This is a genomic window from Rhodanobacter lycopersici, assembly GCF_040812335.1.
In the GTDB taxonomy this organism is placed as follows: domain Bacteria; phylum Pseudomonadota; class Gammaproteobacteria; order Xanthomonadales; family Rhodanobacteraceae; genus Rhodanobacter_A; species Rhodanobacter_A lycopersici.
This window is the reverse complement of record NZ_JBFOHK010000001.1, coordinates 1,320,019-1,334,185: the sequence shown is the minus strand read 5'-3', so window position 1 is coordinate 1,334,185 and position 14,167 is coordinate 1,320,019. Positions and strand designations below refer to the sequence as shown.

15 protein-coding genes and 5 tRNA genes are annotated in these 14,167 nt (G+C 67.2%); all 20 read left to right on the top strand.

Annotated features, from left to right (window positions below):
- The first annotated feature begins 10 nt into the window (after window positions 1-10).
- The 20 genes from ABQJ54_RS06100 (at window position 11) to rplJ (ending at window position 14,140) form a co-directional block, all read left to right on the top strand.
- Window positions 11-1,726: a tetratricopeptide repeat protein gene (locus ABQJ54_RS06100; RefSeq protein ID WP_367853358.1), complete on the top strand. Its 1,716-nt coding sequence runs from the start codon at window positions 11-13 to the stop codon at window positions 1,724-1,726.
- Window positions 1,723-2,328, top strand: a complete 606-nt coding sequence (gene lolB / locus ABQJ54_RS06095; RefSeq protein WP_367853357.1) for a lipoprotein insertase outer membrane protein LolB — start codon at window positions 1,723-1,725, stop codon at window positions 2,326-2,328. Before ABQJ54_RS06100 ends, lolB begins: the two co-directional genes overlap by 4 nt.
- A gap of 27 nt (window positions 2,329-2,355) precedes the next feature.
- Window positions 2,356-3,747, top strand: a complete 1,392-nt coding sequence (gene ispE / locus ABQJ54_RS06090) for a 4-(cytidine 5'-diphospho)-2-C-methyl-D-erythritol kinase (RefSeq protein ID WP_367853356.1) — start codon at window positions 2,356-2,358, stop codon at window positions 3,745-3,747.
- A 147-nt stretch (window positions 3,748-3,894) separates the two neighbouring features.
- Window positions 3,895-3,971, top strand: a tRNA-Gln gene (locus ABQJ54_RS06085).
- A 58-nt stretch (window positions 3,972-4,029) separates the two neighbouring features.
- Complete coding sequence (locus ABQJ54_RS06080) at window positions 4,030-4,968, top strand: ribose-phosphate diphosphokinase (RefSeq protein WP_437343324.1); 939 nt, start codon at window positions 4,030-4,032, stop codon at window positions 4,966-4,968.
- Window positions 4,969-5,186: 218 nt separating this feature from the next.
- Complete coding sequence (locus ABQJ54_RS06075) at window positions 5,187-5,858, top strand: 50S ribosomal protein L25/general stress protein Ctc (protein ID WP_367853355.1); 672 nt, start codon at window positions 5,187-5,189, stop codon at window positions 5,856-5,858.
- 54 nt (window positions 5,859-5,912) lie between these two features.
- Window positions 5,913-6,497 carry an aminoacyl-tRNA hydrolase gene (gene pth, locus ABQJ54_RS06070; protein ID WP_367853354.1) on the top strand — a complete coding sequence of 195 codons (585 nt, stop codon included), beginning with the start codon at window positions 5,913-5,915 and terminating at the stop codon, window positions 6,495-6,497.
- Window positions 6,498-6,565: 68 nt separating this feature from the next.
- Window positions 6,566-7,657 (top strand): redox-regulated ATPase YchF, encoded by a 1,092-nt coding sequence (gene ychF / locus ABQJ54_RS06065; protein WP_367853353.1) that lies wholly within the window; start codon window positions 6,566-6,568, stop codon window positions 7,655-7,657.
- Window positions 7,658-7,746: 89 nt separating this feature from the next.
- On the top strand, window positions 7,747-8,232 hold the full coding sequence (locus ABQJ54_RS06060) for a GNAT family N-acetyltransferase (RefSeq protein WP_367853352.1): 486 nt from the start codon (window positions 7,747-7,749) through the stop codon (window positions 8,230-8,232).
- Window positions 8,233-8,265: 33 nt separating this feature from the next.
- Window positions 8,266-8,766 (top strand): acyl-CoA thioesterase, encoded by a 501-nt coding sequence (locus ABQJ54_RS06055; protein ID WP_367853351.1) that lies wholly within the window; start codon window positions 8,266-8,268, stop codon window positions 8,764-8,766.
- Between the two features lie 93 nt (window positions 8,767-8,859).
- Window positions 8,860-8,945: transfer RNA gene (locus ABQJ54_RS06050), tRNA-Tyr, on the top strand.
- A gap of 77 nt (window positions 8,946-9,022) precedes the next feature.
- A tRNA-Gly gene (locus ABQJ54_RS06045) sits at window positions 9,023-9,096 on the top strand.
- An 85-nt stretch (window positions 9,097-9,181) separates the two neighbouring features.
- Window positions 9,182-9,257, top strand: a tRNA-Thr gene (locus ABQJ54_RS06040).
- A 69-nt stretch (window positions 9,258-9,326) separates the two neighbouring features.
- Window positions 9,327-10,517 carry an elongation factor Tu gene (gene tuf, locus ABQJ54_RS06035; protein WP_367853342.1) on the top strand — a complete coding sequence of 397 codons (1,191 nt, stop codon included), beginning with the start codon at window positions 9,327-9,329 and terminating at the stop codon, window positions 10,515-10,517.
- Between the two features lie 131 nt (window positions 10,518-10,648).
- Window positions 10,649-10,724: transfer RNA gene (locus ABQJ54_RS06030), tRNA-Trp, on the top strand.
- 78 nt (window positions 10,725-10,802) lie between these two features.
- A complete protein-coding gene (secE, locus tag ABQJ54_RS06025) occupies window positions 10,803-11,192 on the top strand; it encodes a preprotein translocase subunit SecE (protein WP_437343323.1) in 390 nt (129 codons plus the stop codon).
- A gap of 10 nt (window positions 11,193-11,202) precedes the next feature.
- Window positions 11,203-11,763, top strand: coding sequence for a transcription termination/antitermination protein NusG (nusG, locus tag ABQJ54_RS06020; RefSeq protein WP_367853349.1), 561 nt, complete (start codon window positions 11,203-11,205; stop codon window positions 11,761-11,763).
- A 372-nt stretch (window positions 11,764-12,135) separates the two neighbouring features.
- Window positions 12,136-12,564 carry a 50S ribosomal protein L11 gene (rplK, locus tag ABQJ54_RS06015; RefSeq protein ID WP_192105778.1) on the top strand — a complete coding sequence of 143 codons (429 nt, stop codon included), beginning with the start codon at window positions 12,136-12,138 and terminating at the stop codon, window positions 12,562-12,564.
- A gap of 3 nt (window positions 12,565-12,567) precedes the next feature.
- Complete coding sequence (gene rplA, locus ABQJ54_RS06010; RefSeq protein WP_367853348.1) at window positions 12,568-13,275, top strand: 50S ribosomal protein L1; 708 nt, start codon at window positions 12,568-12,570, stop codon at window positions 13,273-13,275.
- 340 nt (window positions 13,276-13,615) lie between these two features.
- A complete protein-coding gene (rplJ, locus tag ABQJ54_RS06005) occupies window positions 13,616-14,140 on the top strand; it encodes a 50S ribosomal protein L10 (protein ID WP_367853347.1) in 525 nt (174 codons plus the stop codon).
- Window positions 14,141-14,167: the final 27 nt, after the last annotated feature.

The window sequence follows — 14,167 nt, the reverse complement described above, 5'->3', positions numbered from 1 at the left end:
ATTCAAGCAGATGCGGCATTTTACGGCAGCCGCGACGCTGATGCTCGGATTGGCCGCCTGTGCCCAGGCGCCACTCAGGCAGCCTGCCGGACCGGCGACAGGGCCTGCCCAGCCACTGGCGCGGATGACGGTGGTGACGCCGGACGAGGATCACGACCTGCTCGCGCAGTTGATGGCCGGCGAGATGGCGCTGGGCCACAGCGACCTGAAGGCCGCAGCGCTGCACTACGGCAAGGCGATGGCGTCGAGCGACGACCCTGCGGTGGCCGAGCGGGCCGCGATGCTGGCGATTGCGGTGCATGACGATGTGGGCGCCGGTCGCGCGCTGGATCGCTGGCAGGCGCTGGGTGCCAAGCCGGTGGCGATGGCACAGGCGCGCGCCGAGCTGGCGCTGAACCGTGGCGATACGCCCGAGGCCCAGCATCAACTGCAGATTCTCACCGACAGCCATGCAAAGAACGCCTGGCGCGAATTCGGCCAGGTGCTGCTGGGTGCGCGCGACCAGGCCCAGGCCGGACAGTTGCTGGAGGCGCTGGCCACGCCGCGGCGCCTGCCCGCCGATCCGCAGGCGTGGCTGGCGATGAGCGAGCTGGGCGACAAGCTGGGACGCCACGCCTATGCGCAACGCGTCGCGGACGCCGCGCTGGCGCGCTTCCGCAACGACGCCGAGGTCTATGCCTGGGCGGCGCAGATGAAGGCCCGCAACGGCGACACCAGCGGTGCGCGCGAATTGTTGCGGCAGGCGATCGCCAAGGCGCCCGAGAACGTGCACCTGCGCCTGGTCTACGCCAGCATACTCAGCGAGGCCGGCGACTACGCGGCGGCCGCGAAGCTGCTGGATCATGGCCCGCAGGACGCCGACACCTACCAGCTGCGCGCCGCGCTGGCCGCACGCAGCAACAACACCAAGGCGTTGGCGGGGCTGTACCGCCAGCTGCAGCAGGCCGCGCCCGACGTGCGCGAGCAGAACGCCTTCCTGCTCGGTCAGCTGGCCGAGATGCAGCACCGCGACGCCGAGGCGCTGGCCTGGTACGGCCAGGTGGGCGACGACGACCCGCATGCCTTCGACGCCGACTTGCGCAGTGCCGTGCTGCTGCAGGCGCAGGGCAAGAGCGCCGAAGCGCATGAACTGCTGGGGCAGATGCAGCTGGATTACCTCGACCAGCCGGCCCAGCTGCGCCAGGCCTACCAGCTCGATGCCGAGCTCTACATGCGCGAGCAGCGCTACGTGCAGGCGATCAACGCCTTCACCCGCGCGCTGCAGGTGGTGCCGAACGATCCGGGCCTGCTGTACGGTCGCGGCCTTGCCTATGCCGAGGTCGGCCAGACCGACCTGGCGGTGAAGGACTTCCGCAGCCTGCTCAGGCTCAAGCCCGGCGACATCGACGCCAGCAATGCGCTGGGTTACACCCTGGCCGACGCGAACCGCGACCTGCCCGAGGCGGAGCAACTGGTCGCCAAGGCGCGTGCGGCGCGGCCCGACGATCCGGCGATCGCCGACTCCTGGGGCTGGGTGCAGTACCGGCTGGGCCATCTGCAGCAGGCGGTGCAGGCGCTGCGCGGCGCGTGGCAGACGGGCAAGGATGCCGACGTCGGCGTGCATCTCGGCGAGGTGCTGTGGAAGCAGGGTGACCGCCAGGATGCGCAACACGTGTTCGACGAGGTGCGCAAGATCGACCCGCACAATGCCAGCCTGCAAAGCACCCTGAAGCGACTGCATCCATGAAACGTCATCGCCGACTCCTTGCGGCGGCGCTGCCGCTGCTGCTTGCCGCCTGCGCGCCACAGCTCGTGCGCATCAAGGGCGATGCCGGCCTGCTCAATGCGCAAGTCGCGCGCGAGCAGGCGCTGGCGCACACCGACCACTGGACGCTGGAAGGCCGGCTGGGCGTCTCCGACGGCCGCGACGGCGGCAGCGGCGGTTTCACCTGGACCCAGGACGGCGACCATTACCGTTTCGTGTTCCGCACGCCGATCACCGGCCGCAGTTTCGAGCTCAGCGGCGGCCCCGACGGCGCGCTGCTGCAGGGGTTGGACGGCGGCCCGCTGCAGGGCGCGGATGCCGAGGCGCTGATGCGTCGCGCGCTGGGTTGGGAGGTGCCGCTGCACGACCTGCGCGCCTGGGTGCTGGGCCTGCGCGCCGACAGCGGCCCCGCCGAGCTGGCGTTCGGCGACAACCGCCTGCCCTCGCTGCTCACGCAGGACGGCTGGACGGTGGACTACCGCGCCTGGGACACCGCGCGCCAGCCGCCGCTGCCCACCACCATCTTCGCCTCGCAGCCGCCGTACAAGGTGCGGCTGTCGGTGGAGAACTGGACGATCCGCTAGACTGCGCGGCCCGCCAGGGTTTCCCGCATGAGCTGCACCATCGTTCCCGCCCGCCCGGACCAGGCCGACACGTTGTGCGACATCGAGCGTGCGGCGCAGGAGTTGTTCCGCGGCCATCCCGCGTGGCCGTCCTATGCCGCCGCGCCGATGGATGCGCAGGCGCTGGCCACCGCCATCGCCGCGGGCCGCGTCTGGGTCGCGCTGGACGAGGGCGGCGGCCGCGCCGTGGGCTTCGTGGGCGTGGAGGTGGAAGACGGTGAAGTCGGCATTGCCGAGATCGACGTGCTGCCCGGCCACGGTCGGCGCGGCATCGGTGCGGCGCTGCTGGAGCATGCCTGCGCGTGGGCGGCCGAGTCGGGCTATCCGTCGGTGGTGCTGGGTACGCTTTCCGACGTGCCGTGGAACGCGCCGTTCTATTCCCGCCATGGTTTCTCGGTCATCGATCCGGAGCACTACACGCCGGCGCTGGCGGCGCACCAAGCGTCCGATCATCAGCGCGGCTTCCCGATGCACTTGCGCGTATATATGCGCCGCCGCCTGCAGCCGTCGCCCGGCGGCTGGACGCGCTGGCCGGCGCCGGCCAAGTTGAACCTGTTCCTGCGCATCACCGGCCGCCGCGCCGACGGCTACCACGAGTTGCAGACCGTGTTCCGCCTGCTCGACTGGGGCGACGAGCTGCGCCTGCGCGTGCGAGAGGATGGCGCGATCCGCCGCCTCACCGCAGTGTCCGGCGTGCCCGAACAGGAGGACCTGGTGGTGCGCGCCGCGCGGTTGCTGCAGGAGTGCTCGGGCAGCGCGCCCGGCGCCGAGATCGAGCTGGAAAAGCGCATCCCGATGGGCGGCGGTCTCGGTGGCGGCAGTTCCGACGCGGCCACCGTGCTGGTGGCGCTCAACCACCTGTGGCGCTGCGGGCTGGACGAGGATGCGCTGGCGGAACTGGGCCGGCGGCTGGGCGCCGACGTGCCGGTATTCGTGCGTGGCCGCTCGGCCTGGGCCGAGGGCGTGGGCGAGCAGCTCACACCGCTGGCGCTGCCGCGGCGGCATTACGTGGTGCTCGATCCGCACGAGCAGGTGCCCACCGCAGCGCTGTTTCAAGCGCCTGAATTGACACGAAATGCGCCCCCGGCGACAATTTCGTCCTTTGTTTCGGGCGAATCGGTGGAAAACGCCTTCACGCCGGTGGTGCGCGAACACCATCCACGGGTGGCGGCCGCGCTGGACTGGCTGGGCCGTCACGGGGCGGCGAGGCTCTCCGGCAGCGGCGGTTGCGTGTTCCTGGAGCTGCGCACGCTGGAGCAGGCACAGGCCATTGCTGGCCGCTGCCCGCCCGCGTTCACGGCCCACGTGGCCACTGGCGTCGAGATATCGCCCTTGCTGAAGACCCTGAGGCGCCAGGATGGCGGCTCGAACCGACCCTAGGCGGCCGGGAGAACCACAAGCGGACCATGGAGGTTCGTGCGTCGACGACCATGCGAGTGGGCGGCGACGGAGACGGGGCCGGCGCGAGCCGGATTCGTCGACCCGATGGGCGGCCATGAAGGCTGTTCGCCGGAACCGATTCAGTGATGGGGCGTCGCCAAGCTGGTTAAGGCACGGGATTTTGATTCCCGCATGCGCAGGTTCGAATCCTGCCGCCCCAGCCATCCAACAGCAGGTTGCAGGTTTCCGAGGAACGCAAGCGTGGACAGGTCCAGCCCGATGATGCTGTTTGCCGGCAAGGCGCACCCCGCCCTGGCGGAGGATGTCGCCCATCGCCTGGGCGTGCCGCTCGGCAAGGCACTGGTCAGCACCTTCAGCGACGGCGAGGTGCAGATCGAGATCGAGGAGAACGTGCGCAACCAGGACGTGTTCGTCATCCAGCCCACCGGTGCGCCGAGCGCGAAGAACCTGGTCGAGCTGCTGGCGCTGGCCGACGCGCTGAAGCGCGCCTCCGCCGCCAGCGTCACCGCGGTGATCCCGTACTTCGGCTACGCCCGGCAGGATCGCCGCCCGCGCTCGGCGCGCGTGCCGATCACCGCGAAGCTGGTGGCCAAGATGATCGGCACCGCCGGCGTCGACCGCGTGCTCACGGTGGACCTGCACGCCGAGCAGATCCAGGGCTTCTTCGACATCCCGGTGGACAACGTCTACGCCTCACCGGTGCTGCTGGCCGACATCTGGCGCCACTTCAGCATGGACGACATGATCGTGGTCAGCCCGGACGTGGGTGGCGTGGTGCGCGCCCGCGCGCTGGCCAAGCGGCTGGACGATGCGGACCTGGCGATCATCGACAAGCGCCGCCCGAAGGCGAACGTGGCCACGGTGATGAACATCATCGGCGACGTGAACGGCAAGACCTGCGTGATGGTGGACGACATCGTCGATACCGCCGGCACGCTTTGCGCCGCGGCCGCGGCGCTGAAGGAGCGCGGCGCGCGCAAGGTGGTGGCCTACTGCGTGCATCCGGTGCTTTCCGGCGCGGCGATGAGCAACCTGGAGAACTCCCAGCTCGACCAGCTGGTAGTCACCAATACGCTGCCGCTGAGCGCCGAGGCGCAGGCCTGCGCGAAGATCCGCCAGCTGTCGGTGGGCGAGCTGCTGGCCGAGACAATCCGCCGCATCGCCTTCGGCGAGTCGGTGAGCTCGTTGTACATCGATTGATATATTTGAAAGTCCGCTCAGGATGAGCGGTTTTTGACGTTTGGTTTTTCGCGGCATGGAGGCCGCGTGAAAGTAGCTTGAAAGTCCGCCCAGGACGGGTGGTTCTGAAGTTCAGCTTTTCGCGGCATGGATGCCGCGCGGAAGCAACGGACTTTTCTGGTCGCGGAAAAGTCGAGCAGCCGTCGCGAGGCGGTTTTCCAACCCAAGGTAGTACCGAAATGGCACAGACTCATGAAATCAAGGCCGAGAGCCGCAAGGACGAGGGGAAGGGTGCGAGCCGCCGCCTGCGTCGCGCGAGCTTCGTTCCGGCCGTCGTCTATGGTGCGGGCCAGCCCGCGCAGAGCATCCAGATCGAGCACAACACCATCCTGCTCGCCGCCAAGCACGAGTGGTTCTTCTCCTCGGTGCTCGACCTGAACGTCGACGGCAAGGTGCAGAAGGTGCTGGTGCGCGACTGGCAGAAGCACCCGTTCAAGCAGCAGATGATGCACATGGACTTCCTGCGCATCGACGAGAACCACGCCATCCGCGTGAACGTGCCGCTGCACTTCCTCAACCAGGAGAAGTCCGACGCCGCCAAGACCTCCGGCGTGGTGATCTCGCACAACCTGACGGAAGTGGAAGTCTCCTGCCTGCCGAAGGATCTGCCGGAGTTCATCGAACTCGACCTGGGCGACCTGAAGCCGGGCGACATCATCCACCTGTCGCAGCTGAAGCTGCCGAAGGGCGTGGAGATCGTGGCGCTGCACCTGGGTGCCGATCACGACACCACGGTGGTCACCGCGAACGCAGTGAAGGAAGAAGTCGAGGAAGCGCCTGCCGCCGAGGGCGCCGCTGCCGAGGCAGCGCCTGCCGCTGCCGCCGCGCCGGCCAAGGACGCCAAGAAGTAAGCCGCTGCGGCCCGCGCTCCCACGGGGCGCGGGCCCAGGCGCTTGCTGGCCGCCATGGCAGGTTTGCGACTCATTGTCGGGCTGGGCAATCCCGGCGCCGAATACCTCAGAACCCGGCACAACGCCGGGTTCTGGTTTGTGGACGCCCTGGCGGCGGGGCAGGGCGAGCGCTGGAGCTTCGACGGCAAGCTGCACGGCGAGAGCTGCAAGGTGCGTCTCGGCGGCGAGCCGGTATGGCTGCTCAAGCCTGCCACCTTCATGAACAAGAGCGGCATCGCGATCGCCTCCGCGCTGCGCTATTACAAGATTTCGCCGGAGGAGTGCCTGGTCGCCCATGACGACCTGGACCTTCCCGCCGGCACCGCGCGCATGAAGTTCGACGGTGGCCACGGCGGCCAGAACGGACTGCGCGACATCGTGGCCCACCTGGGACACGGCAAGTTCCATCGTCTGCGCCTCGGCATCGGCCATCCAGGCCATCGCGACCAGGTCACCTCATGGGTGCTGGGCCGTCCGTCGGCGCAGGACGAGGACGCGATCGTGGACGGCATCGCCCGCGCGCTGGAGGTGCTCCCGCTGGCCGTGGACGGCCAGTTCGACAAGGCGATGCAGCGCCTGCATACCGCCGATGGCAAATAGGCTTTCCTGACGCCGTTCTTATCCTGGCGAACGGCGCTCGCAACAACACCTACGTTCCGGAGTTTTCCATGGGCATCAAATGCGGCATCGTCGGCCTGCCCAACGTCGGCAAGTCCACCCTGTTCAACGCGCTGACCAAGGCGGGCATCGCCGCGGCGAACTTCCCGTTCTGCACGATCGAGCCGAACGTGGGCGTGGTGCCGGTGCCCGATCCGCGACTCGGCGCGTTGGCAGCCATCGTCAATCCGCAGAAGGTGATCCCGACCGCGGTGGAATTCGTGGACATCGCCGGCCTCGTCGCCGGCGCGTCGAAAGGTGAAGGTCTGGGCAACAAGTTCCTCGCCCACATCCGCGAGGTGGACGCGATCGCCCACGTGGTGCGCTGCTTCGAGCACGGCGACATCGTGCACGTGGCCGGCAAGGTCGACCCCATCGCCGACATCGAGACCATCGACACCGAGCTGGCGCTGGCCGACCTGGAATCGGTGGAGAAGGCGCTGAACCGCGCGGAGCGCGCGGCCAAGGCCAACGACAAGGAGGCGCTGGCGAAGAAGCCGGTGCTGCAGAAGCTCGCCGCCGCGCTCAACGAGGGCAGGTCGGCGCGCAGCGTGCAGCTGGACGACGAGGAAAAGGCGCTGGTGCGCGACCTGTTCCTGCTCACGCTGAAGCCGTTGATGTACATCGCCAACGTGCTGGAGGATGGCTTCGAGAACAACCTGCTTCTCGACGCCGTGCGCGCCCGCGCCGCCGAGGAGGGCGCCGAGGTGGTGCCGGTGTGTGCGGCCATCGAGGAAGAGCTGGCCCAGCTCGACGACGCCGACCGCGACGAGTTCCTGAGGGACCTGGGCCTGGACGAGCCGGGCCTCAATCGGGTGATCCGCGCCGGCTACAAGCTGCTCGACCTGCAGACCTATTTCACCGCAGGGGTGAAGGAAGTGCGCGCCTGGACCATCAAGCGCGGCTATACCGCGCCGCAGGCGGCTGGCGTCATCCACACCGACTTCGAGCGTGGCTTCATCCGCGCCGAAACCGTCTCCTACGACGACTTCATCCAGTACAAGGGCGAACAGGGCGCCGCCGCCGCGGGCCGCCTGCGCAAGGAAGGCAAGGACTACGTCGTGAAAGACGGCGACGTGCTGCACTTCCTGTTCAACGTCTGAGCATGTCGCCCGCATCGCGCGGGCGACATGCGCCGGCGGCGCGCGTTCCGTGCAAGGATGCGCCCCGTCCGGATGGTGCGGGGTGGGGCATGGCGAAGGCGGTGCTGCGGATCCGGCTCGGGCGTCCCGATGACGCTCGTGCCATAGCCGTGCTGGTGCGTCGCGTGACGCGGCGCTGGATCGTGCCCGACCAGCCGCCCGGGGCGGGGCTGGCGTTGCTGGCGCGGCAGGGCGTGGCGGCCCAGCGCCTGCGCATGCAGGAAGGTCATCGCTTCCATCTCGCCTGGTACGGCAACGCCCTGGTGGGCGTGGCGACGTTGCGCGGCGACAGCCACCTCACCCAGCTCTTCGTCAGCACCCGCTACCACGGCCGCGGCATCGCGCGGCGCCTGTGGCTGCGCGCCATGGCCGATGCGGTGCGTCGCGCCGGCACGTGTCGCTTCACGCTCAACGCCTCGCGCTGCGCGGTGCCGGCGTACTTGCGGCTCGGCTTCGTGGCCACCGGACCGGAGCGGCTTTCACCGAACGGCGTGCTCACCACGCCGATGGAGCTGGCGGCGCCGCCAGCGGCATAATGCGGGCTTCCCGCCGTAGCGACCGGAGTCCGCATGCCAGGCCAGCAGCACGAGGTGACTTTCCGCTTCCTCGCCCAGCCCACCGACGTCAACTTCGGCGGCAAGGTGCACGGCGGCATGGCGATGAAGTGGATCGACCAGGCCGGCTACGCCTGCGCGGTGGCATGGAGCGGGGCGTACTGCGTCACCGCCTCGGTCAGCGGCATCCAGTTCGTGGCGCCGATCCTGATCGGCGACCTGGTCACGGTGCAGGCGAAGCTGATCCACACCGGCACCACCAGCATGCACATGGCGGTGGACGTGCTGGCGAGCGACCTGCGCAAGAACGAGCGGCGCCTGGCCACCAGTTGCGTGATGGTGTTCGTGGCGCTGGACGCCCCGGACGGCAAGCCCACCCCGGTGCCGCGCTGGGAGCCGCGCGACGATGCCGAACGCCAGCTGCAGGCGCATGCGCGGCGGTTGCAGGAGCTGTCGCGCGAAATGGGTCGCCTGGTCGACATGCGCGCCGACGAAAACCAGCGGAATCCGGGCTGAAATCCGCGCGCGGAAGGTGCCTGCAGGACGCGCGCGGGCGTTCGCAGGTGTTGACAGTCGATGGGGCGATCCACACAATACGCGTTCTTTGTTGGAGGGATACCCAAGCGGCCAACGGGGGCAGACTGTAAATCTGCTGGCTTACGCCTTCGGTGGTTCGAATCCACCTCCCTCCACCAGTCGAATTCGCGAAAGATTGCGGTTGGACTGGTTCGTCGGATCGGGTCGACCGGTCCGGCAACGGGCTCCGCGCAGGGCGGGAGTAGTTCAATGGTAGAACCTCAGCCTTCCAAGCTGATGGTGCGGGTTCGATTCCCGTCTCCCGCTCCATTGATCTCGCTTAGCTTTACTTGAAGAATCCGGCAGGATGCCGGCCTTAGTTCTTCGCCATCAGGGATGGATGGCAGAAACACACGCTCATGTAGCTCAGTCGGTAGAGCACTTCCTTGGTAAGGAAGAGGTCGCTGGTTCGATTCCAGTCATGAGCACCATCATCGTTGCAGACCTCGCCCGCACCGGGCGGTTGTTTCCTCTCACTGACTCCACCGGGATTCTGGCGTATGGCAAAGGGCAAGTTCGAGCGCACCAAGCCCCACGTGAACGTGGGTACGATCGGTCACGTGGACCACGGCAAGACGACGCTGACGGCGGCGCTGACGAAGGTCGGTGCGGAACGGTTTGGCGGCGAATTCAAGGCCTACGACGCGATCGACGCGGCGCCGGAAGAGAAGGCGCGCGGCATCACGATCTCGACGGCGCACGTGGAATACGAGTCGCCGGTGCGCCACTACGCGCACGTGGACTGCCCGGGCCATGCGGACTACGTGAAGAACATGATCACGGGTGCGGCGCAGATGGACGGTGCGATCCTGGTGTGCTCGGCCGCGGACGGCCCGATGCCGCAGACGCGCGAGCACATCCTGCTGTCGCGCCAGGTGGGCGTGCCGTACATCGTGGTGTTCCTGAACAAGGCGGACATGGTGGACGACGCCGAGCTGCTGGAGCTCGTCGAGATGGAAGTGCGCGAGCTGCTGTCGAAGTACGACTTCCCGGGCGACGACACGCCGATCATCAAGGGTTCGGCGCTGAAGGCGCTGGAAGGTGACCAGAGCGAAATCGGCGTGCCGGCGATCATCCAGCTGGTGGATGCGCTGGACAGCTACATTCCGGAGCCGGTGCGCGAGATCGACCGTCCGTTCCTGATGCCGGTCGAGGACGTGTTCTCGATCTCGGGTCGCGGCACGGTGGTGACCGGTCGCGTGGAGCGCGGCATCGTCAAGGTCGGCGAGGAAATCGAGGTGGTGGGCATCCGCCCGACGCAGAAGACGACCGTGACGGGTGTGGAAATGTTCCGCAAGCTGCTGGACCAGGGCCAGGCGGGCGACAACGTGGGTCTGCTGCTGCGCGGCCTGAAGCGCGACGACGTGGAGCGTGGCCAGGTGCTGGCGAAGCCGGGCTCGATCACCCCGCACACGGACTTCGAGGCCGAGGTGTACGTGCTGTCGAAGGAAGAGGGCGGCCGTCACACCCCGTTCTTCAAGGGCTACCGTCCGCAGTTCTACTTCCGCACCACGGACGTGACCGGCGCGGTGCAGCTGCCGGAAGGCGTGGAGATGGTGATGCCGGGTGACAACGTGAAGATGGTGGTGAGCCTGATCCACCCGATCGCGATGGACGAAGGCCTGCGTTTCGCGATCCGCGAAGGCGGCCGCACCGTCGGCGCCGGCGTCGTCGCCAAGGTCATCAAGTAACCAGCTCTTGTGAATAGTCCGGCATGGATGCCGGGTTGATCTTTGCCATCAAGGATGGATGGCTGAAACAACCTTCGCGAGGCGAGCGGACTACCATCCGCTCGCCATCGTGTTTCAAGTTCAAGCCGTGTACGCCAGTAGCTCAATTGGCAGAGCAGCGGTCTCCAAAACCGCAGGTTGGGGGTTCGAGTCCCTCCTGGCGTGCCATCTTTCTGAGGATCGACGGCGGATGGCGGTTACCGGATGTTTCAGTATCCGGGGGCCGATGACATCCGCAGACTGCGCATGAATACCAAGGCAGAACAGCCCAAGGGCACGACCCCCGCCGATATCGGCAAGTTGGTGCTGGCCGCCGTTATTCTGGTGGCTGGCGTCGTGGCGTATTCGTGGTTCAGCAACGATGCCAACGTGCCGCCGGTGGTGCGCCTGCTGGGCGTGCTCGCGGCACTGGTGATCTCGCTGTCGATTGCCGCGTTCACCGCGCTGGGGCGTCGTGTGCGGCATTTCCTCGCCGAATCGCAGTTCGAAATGCGCAAGGTGGTCTGGCCGACTCGTGACGAGACGATCAAGACCACCGGCATCATCATTCTGGTGGTCATCATCCTGTCGCTGCTGCTGGGCCTGATCGACCTGATCCTGAAGTCGGTCATTCTCGACTGGCTGCTCAAGTTGTGAGGGCAAGGCCATGAGCAAGCGTTGGTATGTGGTGCACGCCTATTCGGGCTTCGAGAACCAGGTGAAGCGGGCGCTCTCCGAGCGCATCCAGCGCGCCGGCATGGAGGAGAAGTTCGGCGAGGTGCTGGTGCCGACCGAGGAAGTGATCGAGATGCGCGGCGGCCAGAAGCGCCGCAGCGATCGCAAGTTCTTCCCCGGCTACGTGCTGGTGCAGATCGAGACCAACACCGAGGGCAAGGCGCCACGCATCGACGACGAGTGCTGGCATCTGGTCAAGGAAACCCCCAAGGTGATGGGCTTCATCGGCGGCACCGCCGACCGCCCGCTGCCGATCCGCGACAGCGAGGCCGACACCATCCTGAGCCGCGTGCGCGAAGGCGTGGAAAAGCCCAAGCCCAAGGTGCTGTTCGAACCGGGCGAGATGGTGCGCGTCACCGACGGCCCGTTCAACGATTTCAACGGCGTGGTCGAGGAAGTCAACTACGAGAAGAGCCGCCTGCGCGTGGCGGTGCTGATCTTCGGCCGCTCGACTCCTGTAGAACTGGAGTTTGGGCAAGTCGAGAAAGCCTGATCTGGCCGGATCGTTCGGGCAGGGCGACATTGCATCGCACATTCGCCTCCTCTCCCCTCCGCGGAGAAGATTGAGGTGAGGGGTCGGGGCTTGCGCAGAGGTTGATTCAAAGCGCTGCTCCGGTCCGGGTCGAGGCCAGCCTTGGCCCCTCATCCGGCCCTCCGGGCCGCCTTCTCCCCGGAGGGGAGAAGGGAATCCGGCACGGGGCTTGCTAGGCGGCTGGTCAATCTTTATACTGCACGGTTCCCGCCGGGGTCTTTCGATCCGGTGTGTCCGTGTTTCAGGAATCCGCAGGACCGTGGGTTCCCCTCTCAACCAGGGATGTTGCATGGCGAGGAGCCGCAAGGCGCCTGAACTCGCGAGGAAAATCCAATGGCAAAGAAAGTCGTAGGCTACATCAAGCTGCAGGTCAAGGCCGGTCAGGCCAACCCCAGCCCGCCGGTCGGTCCGGCGCTGGGCCAGCGCGGTCTGAACATCATGGAATTCTGCAAGGCGTTCAACGCCGCCACGCAGAAGATGGAGCCGGGTCTGCCGATCCCGACCATCATCACTGCGTACTCTGACCGCAGCTTCACCTTCATCACCAAGACCCCGCCGGCCACCGTGCTGATCAAGAAGGTCACGGGTGTCGCCAAGGGTTCGTCCAAGCCGAACACCGACAAGGTGGGCAAGATCACCCGCAAGCAGCTGGAAGACGTTGCGAAGCAGAAGGAGCCGGATCTGACGGCTGCCGATCTGGACGCTGCGGTGCGCACCATTGCCGGTAGCGCGCGCAGCATGGGCCTGGTGGTGGAGGGTTAAGACATGGCAAAGATCACCAAGCGTATGAAGGCCGCCCAGGCCGCGGTGCAGCCGGGCAAGGTGTATGGCCTGGATGAGGCCCTGAACATCGTCAAGAACAACGCCAAGGCGAAGTTCGCCGAGTCCGTGGACGTCGCCGTCCGCCTCGGCATCGACGCGAAGAAGTCGGACCAGGGCGTGCGCGGTTCCTCGCTGCTGCCGCACGGCACCGGCAAGACCGTCAAGGTCGCCGTGTTCTGCCCGGCGGGCGAGAAGGCCGAGGCTGCCAAGGCTGCCGGCGCCGATGCCGTCGGCATGGACGATCTGGCCGAGCGCATGCAGGGCGGCGATCTCGACTTCGGTCGCGTGATCGCCACGCCGGACGCGATGCGCGTGGTCGGCAAGCTCGGCCAGCTGCTCGGCCCGCGCGGCCTGATGCCGAACCCGAAGGACGGCTCGGTCACCGCCGACGTCGTCACTGCGGTGAAGAACGCCAAGGCCGGCCAGGTGAAGTTCCGCAACGACAAGGCGGGCATCATCCACGCCACCATCGGCAAGGCCACGTTCGAGGCCGCGCAGCTCGCGGACAACCTCAACGCGCTGATCAACGACCTGCTGAAGGCCAAGCCGGCTACCGCCAAGGGCCAGTTCCTGCAGAAGGTGGCGCTGTCCAGCACGATGGGCATCGGCGTCGCCGTGGATACCTCGTCGCTGAACATCGCGACCAAGTAAGAGTGTTTTTTCCGCGCGGCCAGGTTGCCGCGCGGGCTGTTTTTGAGGGCAGCCCCGGTCTGGTGATCGGGGTAGCCGTCAAAGACCGCAGGCGCGGTCGGCACGCGACGACGACGGGCAGGGAGCTCGCTCATGGCAGGGAATCGCCGTCGCCGCCGGACCGGCCGCTTAATCGGATGCCCGCATCCGGCCTGCGCAGATGGTGTCGCCCCCACTGGAATGATGCGTCGTTCTGGAAAGGCCACCACCCGGGACATCCAGTGTCCCCGACGTCAGGGAAGACGTCGCCCAGGACCGCAAGCGGCAGGAGCCGTGAGCGGAGTTCATTTGGAGGAGTGCAATGGCTCTCAATCTGTCCCAGAAGCAAGAAGTAGTCGCCGAGCTGGCAGAAGTCGCCGCTAAGGCTCACTCCCTGGTCGCTGCCGAGTACGCGGGCACCACGGTCGAACAGATGACCGCGATGCGCAAGAAGGCCCGCGAGACTGGCGTGTTCCTGAAGGTTGTCAAGAACACGCTGGCGTCGCGCGCCGTGGCGGGCACCGAGTTCGAGGTCGTCAAGGACGTCCTGACCGGTCCGCTGCTGTACGCGTTCTCGACCGAGGAGCCCGGCGCTGCCGGTCGCCTGATCAAGGAATTCGCCAAGAGCAACGAAAAGCTGAAGGCGAAAGTCGTCTCGGTGGAAGGCAAGCTGCTGCCGGCCGCGCACGTCGACGTGCTGGCCTCGCTGCCGACCCGCGATGAGGCGCTGGCCATGCTGGCCCGCGTGCTGGCGGAACCGGCGGCGATGTTCGCCCGCGCCGTCAAGGCCGTGGCCGACAAGCAGGGTGGTGGCGAAGTCGCCGCCGAAGCCCCCGCGGCCGCCTGATCCCGACGCTTATCCGTATCGAATCCA

Coding starts and splice junctions, on each gene's coding strand:
- nusG (WP_367853349.1), top strand. CDS start 11,203: ATGAGCAAGCGTTGGTATGTGGTGCACGCCTATTCGGGCTTCGAGAAC.
- tuf (WP_367853342.1), top strand. CDS start 9,327: ATGGCAAAGGGCAAGTTCGAGCGCACCAAGCCCCACGTGAACGTGGGT.
- ABQJ54_RS06060 (WP_367853352.1), top strand. CDS start 7,747: ATGGCGAAGGCGGTGCTGCGGATCCGGCTCGGGCGTCCCGATGACGCT.
- ABQJ54_RS06080 (WP_437343324.1), top strand. CDS start 4,030: ATGCTGTTTGCCGGCAAGGCGCACCCCGCCCTGGCGGAGGATGTCGCC.
- rplA (WP_367853348.1), top strand. CDS start 12,568: ATGGCAAAGATCACCAAGCGTATGAAGGCCGCCCAGGCCGCGGTGCAG.
- ABQJ54_RS06055 (WP_367853351.1), top strand. CDS start 8,266: ATGCCAGGCCAGCAGCACGAGGTGACTTTCCGCTTCCTCGCCCAGCCC.
- pth (WP_367853354.1), top strand. CDS start 5,913: ATGGCAGGTTTGCGACTCATTGTCGGGCTGGGCAATCCCGGCGCCGAA.
- secE (WP_437343323.1), top strand. CDS start 10,803: ATGAATACCAAGGCAGAACAGCCCAAGGGCACGACCCCCGCCGATATC.
- lolB (WP_367853357.1), top strand. CDS start 1,723: ATGAAACGTCATCGCCGACTCCTTGCGGCGGCGCTGCCGCTGCTGCTT.
- ispE (WP_367853356.1), top strand. CDS start 2,356: ATGAGCTGCACCATCGTTCCCGCCCGCCCGGACCAGGCCGACACGTTG.
- ychF (WP_367853353.1), top strand. CDS start 6,566: ATGGGCATCAAATGCGGCATCGTCGGCCTGCCCAACGTCGGCAAGTCC.
- rplJ (WP_367853347.1), top strand. CDS start 13,616: ATGGCTCTCAATCTGTCCCAGAAGCAAGAAGTAGTCGCCGAGCTGGCA.
- ABQJ54_RS06100 (WP_367853358.1), top strand. CDS start 11: ATGCGGCATTTTACGGCAGCCGCGACGCTGATGCTCGGATTGGCCGCC.
- ABQJ54_RS06075 (WP_367853355.1), top strand. CDS start 5,187: ATGGCACAGACTCATGAAATCAAGGCCGAGAGCCGCAAGGACGAGGGG.
- rplK (WP_192105778.1), top strand. CDS start 12,136: ATGGCAAAGAAAGTCGTAGGCTACATCAAGCTGCAGGTCAAGGCCGGT.